The following is a 19,670-nucleotide window of genomic DNA, read 5'->3' as shown; positions in this document are numbered from 1 at the left end:
GGGGTGTCTCGACTTCGCTCGACACGAACGGAATTTGAGATGGCTGCTCGTCGTCAAATCTCGAACGAAACCCCTTGCGCCAGCGGCAGCGCGTCCGAATAATTCACCGTGTTCGTCGCGCGGCGCATATATTGGCGCCAGCTGTCCGACCCGCTCTCGCGCCCGCCGCCGGTCTCCTTCTCGCCCCCGAACGCGCCGCCGATCTCGGCGCCGCTGGTGCCGAGGTTGACGTTGGCGATGCCGCAGTCGCTCGCCGCCAGGAAGCGCTCGGCCTCGCGCATGTCGGTGGTGAAGATCGCCGACGACAGTCCTGCCGCCACCGCATTGTGCTGCGCGATCGCGGCGTCGAGATCGTCGTAGCGCATCACATAGAGGATCGGCGCGAAGGTCTCTTCGAGCACCGGCCCGACCTGCCCCGGCATCTCGACCAGCGCGGGCCGTGCATAATAGCCGGCGCCGTCGCCGACCCGGTCACCGCCATGCACGACCCCGCCCGCCGCCTTGGCGGCAGCCAGCGCCGCCTGCATCGCGTCATAGGCGGCGCGGTCGATCAGCGGCCCGACGAGCACCTCGCCCTCCAGCGGGTTGCCGACGCCGACGCTGGCATAAGCCGCCTTCAGCTTCGCCACGAAGCCGTCGTAGATGCTGTCGTGCAGGAACAGGCGCCGCGTCGTCGTGCAGCGCTGCCCCGCGGTCCCCATCGCGCCGAACGCAACGCCGCGCAGCGCGAGGCCCAAGTCGGCCGAGGGTGCGACGATCACGCCATTGTTGCCGCCAAGTTCGAGGATGGCGCGCGCGAAGCGTTGCGCCAGCCGCGGCGCCACCGCGCGGCCCATCCGCGTCGAGCCGGTGGCCGAGACCAACGCGACGCGGTTGTCGTCGATCAGCGCTTCGCCCGCTTCGCGCCCACCGATCAGCAACTGCGCCAGCCCGTCGGGCGCATCGCCGAACCGCGCCACCGCCCGCGCAAAAATCGCCTGCGTTGCCAAGGCGGTAAGCGGCGTCTTTTCCGACGGTTTCCACACCACGCTGTTGCCGCACACCAGCGCCAGCGCGGCGTTCCACGCCCACACCGCGACCGGAAAATTGAACGCCGAAATCACCCCGACGACGCCCAGCGGATGCCACACCTCCATCATCCGGTGCCCTGGCCGCTCGGTCGCGATGGTCAGGCCGTATAATTGCCGCGACAGGCCGACCGCGAAGTCGCAGATGTCGATCATCTCCTGCACCTCACCCGCGCCCTCGGACGGAATCTTGCCCGCCTCGATCGTCACCAGCTTGGCCAGATCGTCCTTCGCGGCGCGCAATTCCTCGCCCCATAATCGCACCAGCTCGCCGCGGCGCGGGGCCGGAACGTGCCGCCAAGCGCGGAAGGCCGCCGTGGCTTGGTCCAGCCTCTCGTCGATCGTCGCCGTATCGACAACGCGCACCATTGCGACCTGCTCGCCAGTCAGCGGGGTCACCGAGGGCATCGACCCTTCGGTCCACGCGCGCCGGTCGACGCCCAATCCATCGAGCAGACGTCCAACCTCTTCGCTGATCCCGGCCATTGCCACTCCTTTCGAAACAAATATTGCGCGGCGTCTAACGCCCTATCCCCGTTCGTGTCGAGCGAAGTCGAGACACGCCGGCGCCGCGCCAGACGCATCTCGACTTCGCTCGATGCAAGCGGTTATGAGAGGACAACTAAGGAGAGAAACCTTGTCCGACCTACCCCCCCCCGAACCGTTGGTCCCCGTCCCCGCCGACGCCGCCGCGCACACGCATTGTACCGCCGCCGACTATGATCGGCTCTATGCCGCCAGCGTTGCCGACCCCGACGCCTTCTGGGCCGAACAGGCAAAGCGCATCGAGTGGATGAAGGCGCCGACCAGAATCGCCAACTGGTCCTACGATCCGGTGTCGATCAAATGGTATGAGGACGGCGTCCTCAACCTTTGCCACAATGCGCTCGATCGCCATGTCGCCGCCGGCCACGGCCACCGCACCGCGATTATCTTCGAACCCGACGCCCCCGACGGCGAGACGCGGACGATCAGCTATGCCGCGTTGCTCGCCGACGTCGTCCGCTTTGCCAATACACTCAAGAAAATGGGCGTCCGGAAAGGCGACCGCGTCACCATCTATATGCCGATGATCCCCGAGGGCGCGATGGCGATGCTCGCCTGCGCGCGGATCGGCGCGGTGCACAGCGTCGTCTTTGGCGGCTTCTCGCCCGAGGCGATCCACGGCCGGATCGAGGATTGCGCCAGCGACTGGGTGGTCTGCGCCGACGAAGGACTGCGCGGCGGCAAAACCGTGCCGCTGAAAGCCAATGTCGACAAGGCGCTCGAAAAGATCGACGTGAAGGCGGTGCTCGTCATCGCCCACACCGGCGGCGACGTGGCGATGAAGGAAGGCCGCGATCATTGGTACGACGCGCTGTCGGCCGACGTCGGTGCCGATTGTCCGTGCGAGCCGATGGATGCCGAGGACCCGCTGTTCATCCTCTACACCTCGGGGTCGACCGGCAAGCCGAAGGGGGTGCTCCACACCGTCGGCGGCTATTCGGTGTGGACTGCCAGCACCTTCCATTACGGTTTCGACTATCGCCCAGGCGAGATTTTCTGGTGCACGGCCGACATCGGCTGGGTCACCGGGCACAGTTATGTCGTCTATGGCCCGCTGCAGAATGGCGCGACGACGTTGATGTTCGAGGGGGTGCCCAATTACCCCGACCACGACCGCTTCTGGCAGGTCGTCGACAAGCATCGCGTCAATATCCTCTACACCGCGCCGACCGCGATCCGCGCGCTGATGCGCGAGGGCGACGAATACGTGACACGCCACGACCTCAGCTCGCTCCGCCTGCTCGGCAGCGTCGGCGAGCCGATCAATCCCGAGGCGTGGCGCTGGTACAGCCATGTCGTCGGCAAGGATCGCGTGCCGGTGATCGACACCTGGTGGCAGACCGAAACCGGGGGGATCATGATCACCACCCTGCCCGGCGCGCATCCGGCGCAACCGGGCAGCGCGGGCAAGCCCTTCTTCGGCATCCGCCCCGAACTCGTCGATGCCGAGGGCAACAAGCTCGTCTGCGAAGAAACCGGCGGCGCCGCCGAGGGCAATCTGTGCATCACGCACAGCTGGCCGGGGCAGGCGCGGACCATCTATGGCGACCACGCCCGCTTCGCCGAAACCTATTTCTCGACCTACAAAGGCAAATATTTCACCGGCGACGGCTGCCGCCGCGACAGTGACGGTTATTGGCGGATCACCGGCCGCGTCGACGACGTCATCAACGTTTCGGGCCACCGCATGGGGACCGCCGAAGTCGAAAGCGCGCTTGTGCTGCACGAAGATGTCGCCGAAGCCGCGGTCGTCGGCTTCCCGCACGATATCAAGGGCCAGGGCATCTACGCCTATGTGACGCTCAATGCCGGGGTCGAGCCAACCGATGCCGTCGCCGCCGCGCTCCGGCAGCAGGTGCGCCAGGAAATCGGCCCGATCGCGACGCCGGACCATATCCATTTGACCCCCGGCCTGCCCAAGACGCGCAGCGGCAAGATCATGCGGCGGATTTTGCGCAAGATTGCCGAGAATGACTTTGGATCGCTGGGCGACACCTCGACGCTGGCCGACCCGAGTCTGGTCGACGGGCTGATTGCAGGGCGGAAGAACCGGTAACTTCTCCCCTCCCGCTAGCGGGAGGGGAACAGGTCAGAAATGAAAGTCCGGCAGTTCGGCTAGCGCGATGCCCAGCGCCTCGGCCCAGCCGTTGGCGACGCTTTCATAATAGGGGTCGCCGCGTTCGAAGCGCCGCTCGCGCACCGTGGTGTAGTCGTCGCGCTCGTGGATCTTGAGGTCGATCGGCAGGTCGACCCCGGCGTTGGCGCGGATCGTCGAATCGAATGATACGCACAGCAGTTTGACGGCATCCTCGAACGACATCGCGGGATCGTAGGAGCGCACGATGATCGGCCGGCCGTATTTGGTCTCACCGATCTGGAAAAAGGGATTGTCCTCGCCCGCCTCGATGAAATTGCCTTCGGGATAGATCAGGAACAGCCGCGGTTCGGCGCCCTTGATCTGCCCGCCGACGATCAGCGAGGCGCGAAACAGCGATTCGGCGGCCGGCCCCTCGGCCTTGTGGCGCATGACGACGCCGCGCAACGTTTCGCCGATGATCGTCGCAATCTGAAAGATCGACGGCGCTTCCAGGATCGAGGGATGGCGTTCCTCGGGCGCCTTGGTGCGCTCGTCGAGCAGGCTGACCACCGCCTGCGTCGTCGCCAGATTACCCGCCGACATCAAGGTGATGACCCGCTCGCCCGGTACGTGCCAGCTGCGCATCTTGCGGACCTGCGAGATGTCGTCGACGCCGGCATTGGTGCGGGTGTCCGACATGAACACCAGCCCCTTGTTCAAACGCATGCCCACGCAATAAGTCATTATGTCCCCGTGTCCCCGCCCCGGATCGTCCTCAGTTCGCCCCGGTCCGCTTATTGCTGGACCTGCAATTGAACAACCAGATTCTCTTGCGCTGCACCATAGCGCATGCCGCGAACCGGGGCGGCGTCGCGATAATCGAGCCCGGTGGCGATGCGGATATAGCGCTGGTCGGGCGAATGGCCGTTGCTGACGTCGAAGCCGATCCAGCCGATATGGTCGAAATGCGCCTCGGCCCACGCGTGCGTCGCATCCTGCTGCGTACGGTCGTTCATCATCAGATAGCCCGAGACATAGCGCGCCGGGTGGCCGAGATGGCGCATCGCGGCGATGAAGATATGCGCATGGTCCTGACACACCCCGCCCTCGCTACCGAGCGCCTGTTCGGCAGTCGTCTCGGCATCGGTAAAGCCGATCCGGTAGGCCAGCCGGTCGATGATCAGCGCCGACAGCGCGTGGGCGCGCTCGATGTCGTTGGCATAATCGCGGCCCAGTTGCGCGGTCAGCGCGCGCACTTGGCGCCCGGCGCGGGTCAGCGGGGTCGGGCGGAGGAAGGTCCACAGCGGCATTGCGCCGCGGTGCGCGCCGATCACGCCGTCCCAGGTTTCCAGCTCGACCGTGCCATGGCAACGGATCGTGAGTTCGGTCACCCCGCCATCGATCACGATCAGGTCGACGCCGTTGCCGTGATGGTCGCTGTAGTGGAGTTGTTGCGCCCCACCCTCGACGTCGATCGCCCAGTCGACGATATGCTGCTGTCCCGGCCTGTCCTTGGGCGTCAGCTTGAGTTGCTGGAGCGCATATTTGACCGGCGCATCATATTGATAGCGGGTGATATGTTCGACACGAAGTTTCATTCGACAAACCGATAGTCGCGCTCGACCTGCCGCGCGAGGGCGGCGGTGTCGCGGAGGAAACCGGTCACATATTGGTGGAGGCCTCCGTCGAAGATCGACTGGATCGGCGCGTTGAGCTTGTCGTGGCTCAGCGCATGCGCCAGCCGTCCCGCCTCGGTCTCGCTGCCGTAATGGCGTTGCAGATGCGCCAGATGGCTCTCCATCCGCTCGCTGCAAAAGGCCAGGCTGCGCGGCATCTGGCGATAGAGGATCAGGAATTCGGCGATCTTGAGCGCGCTGATCTCGGCGCCGTACAGCCAGCGATAGGCGCGGTGCGCCGACACCGAGCGCAGGATCGTTTCCCACTGCACATTGTCGATCGAGGTGCCGATATGCGCGACCGAGGGCAGCAAGAGATAATATTTGACGTCGAGGATGCGCGCGGTGTTGTCGGCGCGCTCCAGAAAGGTGCCGAGCAGCGCGAAATGATAGCCGTCGTTGCGCAGCATCGTGCCGTTGAGCGCGCCGCGCACCTGCGCGCTTTGCTGGCGGATCGTGGTCAGCACATCGGGCAGGTCGTCCTCGCGCACCTGACGCTTGAGCAGCGCGGTCAGCGTCATCCAGCTGGTGTTGACCGCCTCCCACGTCTCGCGGGTCAGCGCGGTGCGCGCGGTGCGGGCATTGTCGCGCGCCTGGCGGATCACCGACAAGATGCTCGACGGGTTGGCGGGATCGCGGAGCAGAAAGTCGATGACGCGCGCCGAACTATAGTCGCCATGCGCCGCCTTGAACGCCGGATTGACCCCCGCGGTCACCAGCACCGATTTCCACTCGGCCGCCGCGGTCGACGAGCGGGTGAGCGCGATGCGGAACCCCGCATCGATCAACCGCGCATTATTCTCGCTGCGCTCGAGGTAGCGCGCCATCCAGAAGAGGCTGCCTGCGGTCTTGCCCAGCATCAGTCTTCCAGCACCCAGGTATCTTTGGTGCCGCCGCCCTGGCTCGAATTCACTACCAGCGATCCCCGCGTCATCGCGACGCGGGTCAGCCCGCCCGGGGTGATCGTAATCCCCTGCGGCGACATCAGCACGAACGGCCGCAGGTCGACATGGCGCGGCGCGAGGCCCTTTTTGGTGAAGATCGGCACGGTCGACAGCGACAGCGTCGGCTGCGCGATATAGTTGCCCGGGTTCGCTTCCAGCTTGGCGCGGAACGCCGCCAGCTCCTTCTTGCTCGCCGCGGGGCCGACGAGCATCCCGTAACCGCCCGACCCATGGACTTCCTTGACCACCAGTTCGGGCAAGCGGTCGAGCACCTCGCGCAGATGGTCGGCCTCCGAACAGCGCCACGTCGGCACGTTGGGCAGCAGCGCCTTTTCGCCGGTATAAAATTCGATGATGTCGGGCATGTAGCTGTACAGCGCCTTGTCGTCGGCGATGCCGGTCCCCGGCGCGTTGGCGATGGTGATGCCGCCGGCGCGATACACGTCCCAGATGCCGGGCACGCCGAGCATCGAGTCGGGGCGGAAGTTCAGCGGATCGAGATAATCGTCGTCGACGCGGCGATACAGGACGTCGATCGCCCGATACCCCTGCGTCGTGCGCATCGCGACGCGGCCATCGACGACGCGCAGGTCGTGCCCCTCGACCAGTTCGGCGCCCATATGGTCGGCCAGATAGCTATGTTCGTAATAGGCGCTGTTGTGGATGCCGGGGGTCAGCACCGCGACCGTCGGCGTCCCGCCGCACGCCGGCGGGGCGCAGGCCGCGAGCGATTTGAGCAGGTTGATCGGATAGTCGCTGACCTCGCGCACCGGCACTTTCGCGAACAGCTCGGGAAACATCTGGAGCATCGTTTCGCGGTTTTCGAGCATGTACGACACCCCCGACGGGGTGCGCGCATTATCCTCGAGCACATAGAATTCATTGGCGCCGGTGCGCACGATGTCGGTGCCGCTGATATGCGTATAGATGCCGCCCGGCGGGTCGAGCCCCATCATCATCGGCAGGAACGCGGCATTACCCGCGATCAGGTCGGTCGGCACCCGGCCAGCGCGCAGAATCTCCTGCCGGTGATAGATATCGTACAGGAAGGCGTTGAGCGCGCGGACGCGCTGTTCGATGCCGCGCGACAGGCGGCGCCACTCGCTCGCCGAAATGATCCGCGGCACGACGTCGAAGGGGATCAGCCGTTCGTCGCCGTCGATCGCGCCATAGACGTTGAAGGTAATCCCGGTGGTCCGGAACAGCGCCTCGGCCTGCACCGCCTTGTGCTGGATGCGCGCCACATCCTCGGCCTCGAACCACCCGCAATAGTCTCGATAGGGCGACCGGGTTTCGCCCTCGTGGCTGTTCATTTCGTCAAAAAAGGAAATGCGTCTGCCCTTTCCACGCAACGTGCCTCACCATGCCGCGCGACATGCGCGGCGCATCCTGTTCCAGCTGCTGCGTCGCTTGTCGGCTACGCGGCCACCAAGCTTGTAGCGCCGATGCTAGCACCGCCGCACGGGAAGGCAAGCGGACAAAAAAGCGTTAGAATCCAAACAACAGGCGGATCGCCACGAACCCGACGAGCACCGCGGTGAGGCGCCGGATCAGCGCCGCGGGTCCGCTCTTCACCGCCAGCTGGGTCCCGATCGCGCCGCCGATCAGCACCGCGACCAGCAACGGCCAGTGGCTGGCGACCGCGCCGACCATCTCGCCGCCCTTGCCTTTCAGCAACTGGCCGGTCAGCCCGAACAGGCTGTTGACCAGAATGAAGAGGCTGGCCGACGCCGCGACCGCCCGGGCTTCGGCCCAGCGAATGAGGTGCAGGACCGGCGCGAGGAAGATGCCGCCGCCGATCCCGACGACCCCTGCCAGATAGCCAATTCCCGCGGCAATCGGCAGCAGCAGTTTGGGCGACCAATGCACCGGCCTGGCCGTTTGCGGCTGGACCAGCAGCGCGACTGCCGAGGCGAGCAACGACAGGCCGAGCAGGACGACCAGCACCCCCTGCTTCACCGGGGTCAGCCCGCCGAGAAAGGCCAGCGGCGCCGCAACCGCGACAAGCGGCAGCACTTTCGCCCACGGCATCACCCCGGCGCGCGCAAAGCGGATAGTGCCGCCGCTGACCACGATGACATTGCATGCGAGGCTGATCGCCGGAACGAGCCCGACCGCCACCCCGCCGAGCAACAGCAGCGCGGTATAGGTCGACCCGCCGCCGAAGCCGACCGCGGCATAGAGCAGCGCGGTCAGGCCGAAGAGCGCGGCGAGCCCGGTCATTGCTTCAGAACCGCGTCAGACCTGGCCGTGGCAATGCTTGTACTTGCGCCCCGAACCGCACGGACATGGCGCGTTGCGGCTGAGCTCCAGCCCGGCGTAGGGATTCTCGCCCTCGGGCATGTCGGGGCGCGGAATCTGCATCGGCGGCAGGGTGTTGGCGATGATCCCCAGCCCGCCGCTGTCGATATCGGCGCTGTTGTCCTCGCCGGTGAACGGGTCGATGTGGGTGGTCAGGAAATCGGGCAGATCGGGCAGCGGCATCGGCTCGGGCTCGTCGAAGCGCAGGTCGATGCGTGCGACGGTGCGCGTCACATCCTCGCGGATGTTCGACAGCATCCGTTCGAACAGCGCAAAGGCTTCCTGCTTATATTCGTTGATCGGCTGTTTCTGCGCATAGGCGCGCAGGAAGACGACCTGGCGCAGCGCGTCGAGCGTCGCCAGATGCTCTTTCCAGTGATGGTCGAGCGTCTGGAGCAGCACCGATTTTTCGATCCCGCGCCACGCTTCGGGATCGACCAGCGCGGCCTTTTCGGCGGCGGTCGCGTCGGCGCGTTCCTGGATACGCTGTTCGAAGATTTCCGGATCGACCGCATCCTCTTCCATCCACGCGTCGATCGGCAGGTCGAGGTCGAGGATGTTCTGCGTCCGCTCTTTCATCTGCTCGACATTCCACTGCTCGGGATAGCTTCCCGGCGGGCAGGCGTCGGCGACGATCGCATTGACCGTCTCGGCGCGCATCGCCAGCATCACGTCGTCGACGGTCTCGCTGTCGATGATCTCGCCGCGCTGTTCGTAGATGACCTTGCGCTGGTCGTTCATGACGTTGTCATACTCGACGACCTGTTTGCGGATGTCGTAATTGCGCGCCTCGACCTTTTTCTGCGCGGTCTCGATCGCCTTCGACAGCCATTTCGACCCGATCGCCTCGCCATCCTCCAGATTCTTGTTCATCATCTTGGAAAACAGCGTGTCGGGGCCGAAGATGCGCAGCAGGTCGTCGTCGAGGCAGAGGTAGAATTTCGACAGGCCGGGATCGCCCTGGCGACCCGAACGGCCGCGCAGCTGGTTGTCGATACGGCGGCTTTCGTGGCGCTCGGTGGCGAGCACGAACAGCCCGCCCGCAGCGATCACCGCCTCGCGTTCGGCGGCGACCTCGTCGTGGATGCGCTTTGCGGCGGCATCGCGCTCGGGGCCTTCGGGCATGTCCTTCAGTTCGTCGTCGATGCGGAATTCTTCGTTGCCGCCGAGTTTGATGTCGGTGCCGCGCCCCGCCATGTTGGTGGCGATGGTGACCGCGCCGGTGCGGCCCGCCTGCGCGACGATATGCGCCTCGCTCTCGTGGAAGCGCGCGTTCAGCACGCTGTGCGGCACGCCTTCCTTTTCGAGGAAGGAGGACAGCAGCTCGGACTTTTCGATCGACACAGTGCCGACGAGCACCGGCTGGCCGCGCTCGTTCGCTTCGCGGATCGTCTTGGCAATCGCCCCGAATTTGTCGGTGATATTCTTGTAGAATTCATCCTCGTCGTCGACGCGCGCGATCGGGCGGTTGGTCGGGATGGTGACGCAATTCATCTTGTAGATGTCGAAGAATTCGGCGGCTTCGGTCGCCGCGGTGCCAGTCATCCCCGAAAGCTTGGGATACATGCGGAAATAATTCTGGAAGGTGATCGAGGCGAGGGTCTGGTTCTCGGGCTCGATATGCACGCCCTCCTTCGCCTCGACCGCCTGGTGCAGGCCGTCGGACCAGCGGCGCCCGTCCATCATGCGGCCGGTGAACTCGTCGATGATGACGACCTTGCCATCCTTGACGATATAGTCGGTGTCGATGCGGAACATCACGATGGCCTTCAGCGCCTGGTTGACGTGATGGACGACCTGGGTGTTTTCGATGTCGTAGAGGTTGCTGCCCTGGAGCAGCCCGGCGTCTTCGAGCAGCCGTTCGACATGCTCGGTACCGTCCTCGGTCAGGCTGATCGATTTGGACTTTTCGTCCTTCTCATAGTCATCCTCGGTCAGCTTGTGGACGACCTCGTTGACCCGGATATAGAGTTCGGACTTGTCGTCGGTCGGGCCCGAGATGATCAGCGGGGTGCGCGCTTCGTCGATCAGGATCGAATCGACCTCGTCGACGATGCCGAAATTGAACGCGCGATGGACCATCTGCTGGCGGTCGAACTTCATATTGTCGCGCAGATAATCGAAACCCAGCTCGTTGTTCGTCGCATAGGTGATGTCGCAGCCATAGGCTTCGCGGCGCTGCATTTCGTTGAGGTTCGGAACGATGATCCCGGTCGTCAGGCCCAGGAAGCCATAGACGGTGCCCATCCATTCGGCGTCGCGGCGGGCGAGATAGTCGTTGACGGTCACGACGTGGACGCCCTTGCCGTCGAGCGCGTTGAGATAGCACGGCAGGGTCGCCATCAGCGTCTTGCCCTCGCCGGTCGCCATTTCGGCGATTTCGCCGCGGTGGAGGACGACGCCGCCGATCATCTGGACGTCGAAATGACGCATCCCCAGCGTGCGCTTCGCCGCCTCGCGCACCGTCGCAAAGGCTTCGGGCAGAATGTCGTCGAGCGTTTCGCCGGCGTCGAGGCGGGCGCGAAATTTCGGGGTCTGCGCCTTCAGCGCGTCGTCATCGAGCGCCTCGAGCGTCGGTTCGAAATCGTTGATCTTGTCGACGATCTTGCGGATCGCGTTGATGTAACGCTCGTTCGAAGAGCCGAACAGGCTTTTGGCGAGGCCAGCAAACATGGCGGATTTCCTTGGAATATGGATATGAAAAAGGCGGCACTACGGCCGCTCGAACAGGAATCAGGCTCCCGACGAAGGGAGCGGCGCCCGCGTGCGGGCGCTAGGCCGCAGCGCTATTCGAGCGCGCGGTCGGTGCGGGTGAGCAGGCCGGGAAGGTGCGGCGGCGCGGCCTTGCGCGGCTTGCCGTTGCCGGTGCCGCTCGCGCGCCGCGTCGGCATGGTTGCCGTCGGGCGACGTTCGCTGTCGGCGGCTTCGGCCTTGCCGGCCGTCTCGGCCAGCAGCACCAGCGACCCCATCGCCGCTGGGACGGCGGGCGCAGCAACCGCCCGGTCGGCGGTCGCCAGGCCGGTCAGCAATGCCAAAAGGGTCAGCAGTAATCGCAAGAATCGCCCCTGTAGAGTTCCGACGCGGCCGTTATAGCGCGTTGGACGATGAACATAGGGTGAAAGCGCGCGATCGTCCAGAGGCTTTGCCAGCGATCACGGTGCCGCGGTCGGCGCTTGCGGCGACAGGGTCGATCGGATTTCAAAGCGTTGGCCGATCGCTTCGCCCCGGTCGTCGAGGATCGGCGCAAAGGGCGCGAGGCTTTCGAACATCGCGCACGGCGACGCCGGCGCCTCCTTCGTCTTGTCGGCGGTCGTCGCGTCGAACTGGCAGCGCTTGATCGTTCCGTCGGCGTTGACCTCGAGCACCAGGTTCGACGCCGCGGGCACCATATCGCCGAGCTTGGGTCGCCGGCCCGGCAGGTCGGCGAGGGCGCTGGCGATCTCGTCCGATTCGGCGTCGGCGGGCTCGGGCTCGACGGGCAGCGACCAGGTGAAACGCCCCGAATAGCGCCCAGCCCCCGGATTGCCCGCCGCGTCGAGCGCGGCGCTGAACTTGCCGTGCTGGCGCATCAGGTCGCAAGCGGCCCCATCGAGGTCGGCGTGGCCGCTGCCCTCGTCAACCTTGCACCCGGTCACCGCGCCGCTCGCCGAAATGTCGAGCAGCATCGTCACCGTGCCCTCGCGCGCTTCCGCGCGGGCCGACGCCGGATAATGGTCGGCCGGATCGAGGGCGAACATGCTGGCATCGGGCACGGGAATACGCGGCAACATCGCCGCGAAGTCCGCGGGCATGAAGGCCCGGATGGTCGTGATCGTCGGGAATCTGCCAACGGATGCGGTTGCTGTAGGTGCCGCCGGTGGCGCGCCCCGCCGCGTCGCGGCCCGGCGTGAACCGCGCCCGCTCGACGACGAGCCGGCAGGTCGCGGCGTCGAGATCGGCGTGGCCGCTGCTCGACACTATCTCGCAGTCGGCCGGCAAGCCCTTGGCATCGATGGTGATCCGGAACCCCGTCGTCCCCTCGCGCTCCTCACGCATCGCCTCGGGCGGATAATCGTCGTTGGTGACCCAGCGGCCGGGGTTGATCGCTGGCTGCATCGGCACCGCGTCCCCCCCGCGCGCCGCGAACGGCGTTGCATCGGTCGGCGCGAGCGCCAACAACATCATCGAAAACAACAGCATATGCCCCCTAATCCGGCACCGGGCGCAGCCCGCAGATCATCGCCTCTCCATAGCCAGCGCCGCTTCGCCTTGCCAAGCGACGAATTGCCGCTTGACCTTCGCGCCTGCTTTGCAGCATCTCTCACTGACATCAATGTAAGGAGGCGGGGCATGGCGCGAAAGGCGATTTTCATCACCGGCGGGGGATCGGGTATCGGCCGTGCCGTCGCGCGCCATTTCGCGGGCCAGGGCTGGTTCGTCGGCATCGCCGACGTCAACCGCGCCGGGATCGACGAAACCGCGGCGCTGCTCCCTGCGGACGCGTCGTCGCGCCATGTCATGGACGTGCGCGACCGCGATCAGTGGCGGGCGGCGCTCGACGACTTCGCGCAAGCCAGCGGCGGCCGTCTCGACGTCCTGTTCAACAACGCCGGCATCGGGTCGGGCGGCCAATATATCGAGATGGCACCCGAAGAGGCCGACCGGCTGATCGCGATCAATTTCGGCGGCGTCGTCAACGGCATCTATATGGCGCTGCCGATGCTCAAGGCGACGCCCGGGTCGACCATCCTCAACACCGGCTCGGCGTCCGGATTTTACGGCGTCGCGGGGCTCGCGGTCTATTCGGCGACCAAATTCGCGGTGCGCGGGCTGACCGAAGCGCTCGAGATCGAATTCGCCAAGCATGGCATCAAGGTGCGCTCGCTGATGCCCGGCTTCATCGACACGCCGCTGCTCGATCAGGTCAGCGCCGACAGCAACGAACCGGCGCGCAATCGTCTGTCCGCAAGCGGGTTCGAGATCGTCCCGGTCGAACGCGTTGCCGAGGCGGCGTGGGAGGCGGTCCACGGCGAGCGCGTCCACACCCCGGTGGGCAAGATGGCGCGCCGCCTGTCGCGCCTCGCGCGCTGGTTCCCGGGGCTGATCGTCAAACAGTCGAAAAAGATCGACAGGCTGGGCGCCGCGGGTCACTGACCCGACGCGCGGGCGTTATCGCTTCGCCGGTCCGCACCGCACGGTGCCGCTGCCGACGTTGCGCACCGTGCACGTCGGCCGCCCGAGGACCACGGTCTTGCCGACGCCGCGCGCGGTGATCGCGGCGCTTTTGACCGCGTTCAACACATGCTCGCCGGCGCCTTCGCTGTCGCTGGTCAGTTCGCCGACCGCCAGCCCCCCGGCGTCGACCATGCCGGCGCCCGACAGGATCATCTGCGCCTGCTTGGCGGTGCCGCCCAGCGTCATGCTGCCGTTGCCGACCATCGCCACCGACAGCCGGTCGCTCGTGACCGTCGCGACCGTGACGCGTCCGGGGCCGCGCAGACCGATCGCGACGCGCGTGCCCTGCAGCCGGTCGATCGTCAGCGACCCCGCCCCCGCCAGAGTCGCCGAGCGCAGGTTTGCGGCATTGACGCGGATCGTCACCGCGCCGAGCGGCTTGCCGCGCGCCTGGTCGCCGGCGAACTTGCGCTCGCCGATCACCAGCCGCCCGTCGCGCGCCTCGACGGTGATGCGGTCGAGCGCGTCCTGCGGCCCGGTCGCCACCGCGCTGACCGGCGCCCGCGCGTTCACCTCGACCGCGACGTCGGCATTGACCTCGATCGCCTCGAAGCTGGTGAGGCCATAGCGTTTCTCGGCCGCCCCAGCGGGGGCCGCGAAAAGCAGGGCGGCGGCCGCAACGGCGGCAGAGGTCCGGACGGGGTTCATGGTGTCGCCATAGGGTTTCCCGGTCGGCGACACCAGCGCCGCGTCATTTGCAGGTGGCGGTGCCCGATCCCATCGCGCGCGTCGAACAGGTCGCGCCGCCGCGGATCTCGACGTCGCCCGATCCCAGGATATTCACGTCGGCCGTACCGCTCGCATTCGCCTCGACATCGCCTGATCCGGTGATCGAAATGTCGAGCGTTTCGGCGGCCAGCGCGTCGGCGTCGATATTGCCCGAGCCGGTGACGCTATAGTCGCCCGTGCCGGCGGTGCCGCCGCCGATTTCGATGTCGCCCGATCCCGACACCGCGATCTTCACGGTCTTGGCGGTGAGCTTCGCGACCTTGAGGTCGCCCGATCCGGTGACGACCGCCTCGACCGCGTCGCCGTCGGCGGTGTCCGCCTCGATCTCGCCCGAACCGGTCAGCCGCAGCTTGTCGAGCCGCGGCATGGTGATTATGATCTCGACCCCGTCGTCGTCGCGATTGCCGAAGCTCAGCCCCTCGCGCTTGCGGCCGACGGACAGCGTCGTGCCGTCGAGTTCGACTTCGAGCAGGTCGATTTCGGCCTGCGGCCCCTTGGCGGTGATCGAAAAGGCGTCGCCGCGGCGGATGGTGATGTCGTCGGGCCCCGCCAGTTCGACCCCGGTGAAGCCGGTGAGCGCATAGGTTTTCGTCACCTGCGGCCCCGCGGCGGCGGTGCGTTCGACCTTGCCCTCGCCGTTGCCGGCGGCGCCGTCGCGGCTGCCGGTGACCGACCCGTTGCAGCCCGCGGTCGTCATCGCGAGAGCCAGCGGCACAAATGCCATCGTCCAGTTACGCATCGCAAATCTCCTTCGTGTATTGTTTGCATAACACACGAAGGAGATGCTTGTCCAGCGCCTACCAGCGCAGCAGTGGCGGCAGCGCCAGCCGCCCGGCAAGGCCCGACAACAGCACTACCAGCCCGTGCCACAGTGCGATGTGGATCATGCCGTCGTCGGCGCAGTGCAGCGCGAGGATCGTCGCCCCCGCCGCGCCCGCCGCGAAACCGACGACCCAGCCGGCGCGCGTCGGCGAGGTCGGGGCGCCGCGCTTCAGCCAGAAGAACAGCGCCGCGCCGACGCCGAGCCCGGCGACCAGTCCCTTGATCGTGCAGTCGAGGCCGTGGCCGGGATGCACCGCGTCCATCGCGGCGCGGGTGTCGCCAAGGCCGATCGCCACCGCTGACAGCGGCAGCGCCAGCGCCGCGATCCCGGCCCAGCGCCAGCCGCCATAGTCGCGCCCCACGCCCGGCGATCCCATGCGCAGCGCGCTCCACGTCGCGGCGAACGCCAGCGCCGCGATCAGCCAGAAGGACAGCATCGGCAGCGGCGCCATCGCGCCGTGCATCAGATCGGCGCGCGGCCCGAACAGCCAGAGTAGTCCGGCGGCGCCGGCGCCCCAGCCCGCCAGCGCGAGCAGCGACCCGCCCAGCGCGCGGCGCGGCCGCACCGGTCGCAACTCGCCCGCGAGTTCGTCGATCAGATCGTCGATCGGCATGTCCTTCATCTCATTCGCTTTCGATCAGGCCGGCAAGCTTCTTCAGCCCGCGGTGGATATTCACTTTGACGAGCGATTCGCTCTGGCCGCAGATGTGCGACGCCTCGGCGATCGACGCGCCCTCGATTTTGACCAGCGTGATCGCCTGCGCCTGCGCCGGCGACAGCTGGGTGAGCAGGCGGTCGAGGCTGAGCCGGGCATGCACCGCTTCGTCCTCGGCATCGACCGCGGCGTCACCCTCGCCCAGTTCGGCCTCGTCGCGCTGGCGGCGCAGCATGTCGATCCAGCGATAGCGCGCGATCGCCGCGAGCCACGGCAGGAACGGCCGGCTCGCGTCCCAGGTGGCGAGCTTGCGGTGCATCGACACCAACGTTTCCTGCACCAGGTCGTCGATCTGGTGCGGCGCGCTGCGGCGCGCGAAATAGCGCGACAGCCAGCGGCGACAGTCGGTCAGCAGGGCGCGATACGCCGCGCGGTCCCCCCGCTGCGATGCCGCCATCAGCCGCGCCAGCGAAGGTTCGTCGATGCTCATCTGCGGCGCAGCTTAGCAAGCAACGCGTCGAGCGAGAAGAACCCGCCGCCGCGCACGATCAGCACCGCCGCCATTGCCGCCCACAGCGAATGGACCGGCCACCAGGCATCGGGAAAGACGAAAATCTGGATCACCAGCGTCATCACCAGCAGCGCCCCCGCCGACACCCGCGTCGCCAGCCCGACCAGCAGCAGCGCCGGGAACAGATGTTCGGCCATGACCGTCAGCGGCACCGCGAGCGCCGGATCGAGCGGCAGGCCCGAAAACTCCGAGGCGAACAGGTCGTATTGCGACGGATCGATCGACAGGAAACTGCCTTCGACGACCTTGGTCTGCCCCGAGCGCCAGAAGACGCCCGCCAGCGCGACGCGCAGCAGCAACAGCGCCAGTCCTTCGGGAATGCGGCCCGTCACCAGCGCGACGCCGCGATCATAATATGCAAACAATCGGCTCATCTCTCAAATGTCCTCGAATGCCCCGGCGGCGATCAGCGCCGCGATCGCCGCGCCACCGTCGGGATGGGTTTCGGCCAACCGGGCGATGATGTTACCGAGCGGCAAAATTTCCTGCGCGCTCTCGATCGCCGCCACATCGGCGGCGTCGATCGCGAGCAGCCGCACCTCGGCATCGGGCCGCGTGATGAGCAGCGCCCGCACGTCGGCGGCAAGGCGCGGATCGAGCAGCGGCGCGGTCGCGCGCGCCAGCACCACGACGCGGACCGCCGGGTGGCGCCGCACCGGCAGGTCGAGCAGCCCCGGTTCATCGAGGCCCGCCAGCGCGGCGAGGGTCAGCGCCGGGGCGTCGGCGGCGTGATAGCTTTCCAGCCACGCCCATTCGGCGCGCGCCAGTTCGGCGGCGAGCGGGTCGGCGAGCCAGTCCGCAAACGCCGCACCGATCCGCGCCAGCGAACGGCTTTGCGCGCCGCCGACCTCGACGAAGGCGCGCGAAACCCGGTTGAATTCGGCGGCGCCGAGATGGTCGCGGGTGCGCGGAAACGTCTCTTCGAGCGCCACCAGCCGCGCGTGCGACACGGTGTTGGCGTGGACGCGAAGGCCGCGCAGCACCGCCGCGGCGTCGCCCGCGAACAGCCGCGCCGGCAGGTGGCCGGGGCCGTGCAGCAGCGTCGCGGCGATCGCCGCCTGGTCGCGGTCAAGCATCGACCGGCTCGCGCAGCAACAACACATCGGCCTTGGCGACCTCGTCGATCAGCACTGGATAGGCCGGGACGTCGCTGTCCCATTCGATTAGCACCGGCTTCGGCCCGGCGCGGCGGAGGAAGGATGCGAGCAGGTTCCAGCAGTCCGGGCGGACCGCCGAGCCATGGTCGTCGATCGCGATCGTGCCGCCGGCGCCATCGTCCTTGCGGCTGTGCCCCGCGACATGCACCTCGCCGACCAGCGCGGGATCGAAGGCATCCAGCCACGGCGCGGGGTCGAGCCCGAGGTTGAACGCCGACACCTGGACATTGTTGATGTCGAGCAGCAGGCCGCAGCCGCTGCGGCGGCAGAGTTCGTGGAGGAAATCGACCTCGGACCAGTCGCTCGCCGCAAAAGCAAGGTAGCGCGACGGGTTTTCGATCAGCATCGCGCGGCCCAGCCGGTCCTGCACCCGGCCGACTTCGCTGGCGAAATGCGCGAGCGCGGCGTGGGTGTAGGGCACCGGCAGCAGGTCGGGAAATTTGTCGTGCGGGCCGTTGCTCCAGCTCAGATGGTCCGAAACCATCGCCGGCCGGTAGCGCGCGCACAGCGCCGCGAGCGCGTCGAGCTCGTAGGGGTCGACCCCCGCCACCGATCCCAGCGACAGCCCGACCGAATGAAAGCTGAGCGGCATATGTTCGGCAATCGCCGTCAGCCAGCGATGCGGAGGCCCGCCTGCGCCGAAGTAATTCTGTGGATGTACTTCGGCCCAGGCGGGCGGGGATCCCCGCTCCGCCGCCGCGAGCACGTCGGCATAATGTTCGGGCTTCAGCCCGAAGCCGGCGCGCTGCGGCAAGTCGCGGAGCGGGCGGGGGGACATGTGGGCTCAGCTCTTCTTGGCGACCGGCTTGGCGTTGCCCTTGTGCGCGGCCAGCGTGCCGCCCATCTTTTCGCACGCGCCCTTGTCGACATGCTTCCAGGCATTGCCCTGGTAATCGGTGGTCGAGGTGCCGGCGCAGCTGGTGCCGGGGCCGGCGGCGCAATCATTCTTGCCCTTCAGCGCGACGCCATAGCATTTTTCCTTGGCGCCATCGGCGGCGGCGGCGGGGACGGTGACCGCGCCGGCGGCCATCGCGAGGATGGCGGAGGCGGCGAGCGACAGTTTCAGGCTATTCGACATGGTGGATACTCCCTTTGAAAATGGGTGATGCGGGGGATGGCATCGACAGGAGTTTCGTGGCGTCTCCCTCGCCGGTTACGCCGCCGCGCAAATTTCGCGCCATCATCTCGCCACCTTCACGGTACAAGGGATCGGGCTTCCCCTTCGAGAGAGCGACCATGAGCGTAGCGTTCCGCCGCGAAAGCGACGACGAGCATAAAGAACCCGAGTATGAGCTGCCGATCCCGGTCGGCCCGAACCTCGTCACCCCGCGCGGGCTGCGCCTGCTCGGCGAAGAGGTGGCGCGGCTCGAAACCGTGATCGCGGCGACGACCGAGGAGGACGCGCGCAAGAAATTGCAACGGCGGCTGCGTTATTTCCACACCCGTCAGGCGACCGCGGAGGTGCAGCCGCCGCGCGCCGATGGCAGCGTCGGCATCGGCAGCCGCGTCACCTATCGCCTGAACAATTCCGACAAGACGATCACCATCGTCGGCGGCGACGAGGCCGACCCGGCGCTGGGCTGCGTCGCCTATTTCGCGCCGCTCGCCCGCGCGCTGATGGGCGCCGAGGTCGGCGAAAGCGTCGAATATCAGGATCGCGAGGATGCAATCGCCGTTCTCGCCGTCGAAACCGATGCGGAGACGCAGGCATGAAAGACAAGTTCGAACGCCACAAACAGCCGTGGACCCCGGCCGAGATCGACAAGCTGCACACCCTCGCCAAAAAGGGCATGCCGCTGAAGTCGATCGCCAAGGCGCTGACGCGCAGCGAGGAATCGGTCAAGATCCGCGCCAAGGCCGACAGCCTGTCGATCGCCAAGCTGCACTGAACCGTCGTGGCCGCGACCGAA

22 protein-coding genes are annotated in these 19,670 nt (G+C 66.8%); 4 read left to right on the top strand and 18 right to left on the bottom strand.

Features of this window, described 5'->3' with window-relative positions:
* Positions 1-53: 53 nt before the first annotated feature.
* Positions 54-1,553 carry an L-piperidine-6-carboxylate dehydrogenase gene (gene amaB / locus HEQ22_RS03230; protein WP_432769764.1) on the bottom strand — a complete coding sequence of 500 codons (1,500 nt, stop codon included), beginning with the start codon at positions 1,551-1,553 and terminating at the stop codon, positions 54-56.
* A gap of 151 nt (positions 1,554-1,704) precedes the next feature.
* Between amaB and acs the strand changes: the two genes are divergently transcribed.
* Positions 1,705-3,669 carry an acetate--CoA ligase gene (gene acs, locus HEQ22_RS03225; RefSeq protein ID WP_432769763.1) on the top strand — a complete coding sequence of 655 codons (1,965 nt, stop codon included), beginning with the start codon at positions 1,705-1,707 and terminating at the stop codon, positions 3,667-3,669.
* A 33-nt stretch (positions 3,670-3,702) separates the two neighbouring features.
* On the opposite strand, the gene HEQ22_RS03220 is transcribed toward acs, so the two are convergent.
* The 9 genes from HEQ22_RS03220 to HEQ22_RS03180 form a co-directional block, all read right to left on the bottom strand.
* The gene (locus HEQ22_RS03220) at positions 3,703-4,434 is read right to left on the bottom strand and encodes a peptidase (RefSeq protein ID WP_432769762.1); all 732 of its coding nucleotides are present in this window, start codon (positions 4,432-4,434) and stop codon (positions 3,703-3,705) included.
* Positions 4,435-4,484: 50 nt separating this feature from the next.
* A complete protein-coding gene (locus HEQ22_RS03215) occupies positions 4,485-5,288 on the bottom strand; it encodes a transglutaminase family protein (RefSeq protein ID WP_432769761.1) in 804 nt (267 codons plus the stop codon).
* Positions 5,285-6,226, bottom strand: coding sequence for an alpha-E domain-containing protein (locus tag HEQ22_RS03210; RefSeq protein ID WP_432769760.1), 942 nt, complete (start codon positions 6,224-6,226; stop codon positions 5,285-5,287). Before HEQ22_RS03210 ends, HEQ22_RS03215 begins: the two co-directional genes overlap by 4 nt.
* Positions 6,226-7,623, bottom strand: a complete 1,398-nt coding sequence (locus HEQ22_RS03205; protein ID WP_432769759.1) for a circularly permuted type 2 ATP-grasp protein — start codon at positions 7,621-7,623, stop codon at positions 6,226-6,228. The genes HEQ22_RS03210 and HEQ22_RS03205 overlap by 1 nt, the downstream gene beginning before the upstream one ends.
* A gap of 175 nt (positions 7,624-7,798) precedes the next feature.
* Positions 7,799-8,533, bottom strand: a complete 735-nt coding sequence (locus HEQ22_RS03200; RefSeq protein ID WP_432769758.1) for a TSUP family transporter — start codon at positions 8,531-8,533, stop codon at positions 7,799-7,801.
* 15 nt (positions 8,534-8,548) lie between these two features.
* Positions 8,549-11,284 carry a preprotein translocase subunit SecA gene (gene secA, locus HEQ22_RS03195; RefSeq protein ID WP_432769757.1) on the bottom strand — a complete coding sequence of 912 codons (2,736 nt, stop codon included), beginning with the start codon at positions 11,282-11,284 and terminating at the stop codon, positions 8,549-8,551.
* Between the two features lie 113 nt (positions 11,285-11,397).
* On the bottom strand, positions 11,398-11,667 hold the full coding sequence (locus tag HEQ22_RS03190; protein WP_432769756.1) for a hypothetical protein: 270 nt from the start codon (positions 11,665-11,667) through the stop codon (positions 11,398-11,400).
* A 96-nt stretch (positions 11,668-11,763) separates the two neighbouring features.
* A complete protein-coding gene (locus HEQ22_RS03185) occupies positions 11,764-12,276 on the bottom strand; it encodes an energy transducer TonB (RefSeq protein ID WP_432770930.1) in 513 nt (170 codons plus the stop codon).
* Entirely contained in the window at positions 12,227-12,766 is a 540-nt protein-coding gene (locus HEQ22_RS03180) for an energy transducer TonB (RefSeq protein WP_432769755.1), read from the bottom strand. Before HEQ22_RS03180 ends, HEQ22_RS03185 begins: the two co-directional genes overlap by 50 nt.
* Positions 12,767-12,940: 174 nt before the next feature.
* On the opposite strand from HEQ22_RS03180, the gene HEQ22_RS03175 reads away from it, so the two are divergent.
* The gene (locus HEQ22_RS03175) at positions 12,941-13,744 is read left to right on the top strand and encodes an SDR family oxidoreductase (RefSeq protein ID WP_432769754.1); all 804 of its coding nucleotides are present in this window, start codon (positions 12,941-12,943) and stop codon (positions 13,742-13,744) included.
* A 15-nt stretch (positions 13,745-13,759) separates the two neighbouring features.
* Here HEQ22_RS03175 and HEQ22_RS03170 read toward each other — a convergent pair whose 3' ends face one another.
* From HEQ22_RS03170 to HEQ22_RS03135, 8 genes are read right to left on the bottom strand one after another with little or no spacing between them, the layout of a single operon-like run.
* Positions 13,760-14,473, bottom strand: coding sequence for a head GIN domain-containing protein (locus HEQ22_RS03170; RefSeq protein WP_432769753.1), 714 nt, complete (start codon positions 14,471-14,473; stop codon positions 13,760-13,762).
* Between the two features lie 43 nt (positions 14,474-14,516).
* Entirely contained in the window at positions 14,517-15,293 is a 777-nt protein-coding gene (locus tag HEQ22_RS03165) for a head GIN domain-containing protein (RefSeq protein ID WP_432769752.1), read from the bottom strand.
* Positions 15,294-15,351: 58 nt separating this feature from the next.
* The gene (locus HEQ22_RS03160) at positions 15,352-15,999 is read right to left on the bottom strand and encodes an NrsF family protein (protein ID WP_432769751.1); all 648 of its coding nucleotides are present in this window, start codon (positions 15,997-15,999) and stop codon (positions 15,352-15,354) included.
* A gap of 1 nt (position 16,000) precedes the next feature.
* On the bottom strand, positions 16,001-16,522 hold the full coding sequence (locus HEQ22_RS03155) for a sigma-70 family RNA polymerase sigma factor (protein WP_432769750.1): 522 nt from the start codon (positions 16,520-16,522) through the stop codon (positions 16,001-16,003).
* On the bottom strand, positions 16,519-16,977 hold the full coding sequence (locus tag HEQ22_RS03150) for a DoxX family protein (RefSeq protein WP_432769749.1): 459 nt from the start codon (positions 16,975-16,977) through the stop codon (positions 16,519-16,521). The genes HEQ22_RS03155 and HEQ22_RS03150 overlap by 4 nt, the downstream gene beginning before the upstream one ends.
* Positions 16,978-16,980: 3 nt before the next feature.
* On the bottom strand, positions 16,981-17,679 hold the full coding sequence (locus HEQ22_RS03145) for an HvfC/BufC family peptide modification chaperone (protein WP_432769748.1): 699 nt from the start codon (positions 17,677-17,679) through the stop codon (positions 16,981-16,983).
* Complete coding sequence (bufB, locus tag HEQ22_RS03140) at positions 17,672-18,538, bottom strand: MNIO family bufferin maturase (RefSeq protein ID WP_432769747.1); 867 nt, start codon at positions 18,536-18,538, stop codon at positions 17,672-17,674. Before bufB ends, HEQ22_RS03145 begins: the two co-directional genes overlap by 8 nt.
* 6 nt (positions 18,539-18,544) lie before the next feature.
* Positions 18,545-18,838 carry a BufA1 family periplasmic bufferin-type metallophore gene (locus HEQ22_RS03135; protein ID WP_432769746.1) on the bottom strand — a complete coding sequence of 98 codons (294 nt, stop codon included), beginning with the start codon at positions 18,836-18,838 and terminating at the stop codon, positions 18,545-18,547.
* 158 nt (positions 18,839-18,996) lie between these two features.
* On the opposite strand from HEQ22_RS03135, the gene HEQ22_RS03130 reads away from it, so the two are divergent.
* Both HEQ22_RS03130 and HEQ22_RS03125 read left to right on the top strand, forming a co-directional pair.
* Positions 18,997-19,473, top strand: coding sequence for a GreA/GreB family elongation factor (locus HEQ22_RS03130; RefSeq protein ID WP_432769745.1), 477 nt, complete (start codon positions 18,997-18,999; stop codon positions 19,471-19,473).
* Positions 19,470-19,649: a hypothetical protein gene (locus tag HEQ22_RS03125; RefSeq protein WP_037518413.1), complete on the top strand. Its 180-nt coding sequence runs from the start codon at positions 19,470-19,472 to the stop codon at positions 19,647-19,649. Before HEQ22_RS03130 ends, HEQ22_RS03125 begins: the two co-directional genes overlap by 4 nt.
* The last annotated feature ends 21 nt before the right edge of the window (positions 19,650-19,670 follow it).

Source organism: Sphingopyxis sp. (assembly GCF_050916055.1).
In the GTDB taxonomy this organism is placed as follows: domain Bacteria; phylum Pseudomonadota; class Alphaproteobacteria; order Sphingomonadales; family Sphingomonadaceae; genus Sphingopyxis.
Note: the sequence above shows the minus strand (reverse complement) of the source record. Positions and strands in the feature narration are given on the sequence as shown.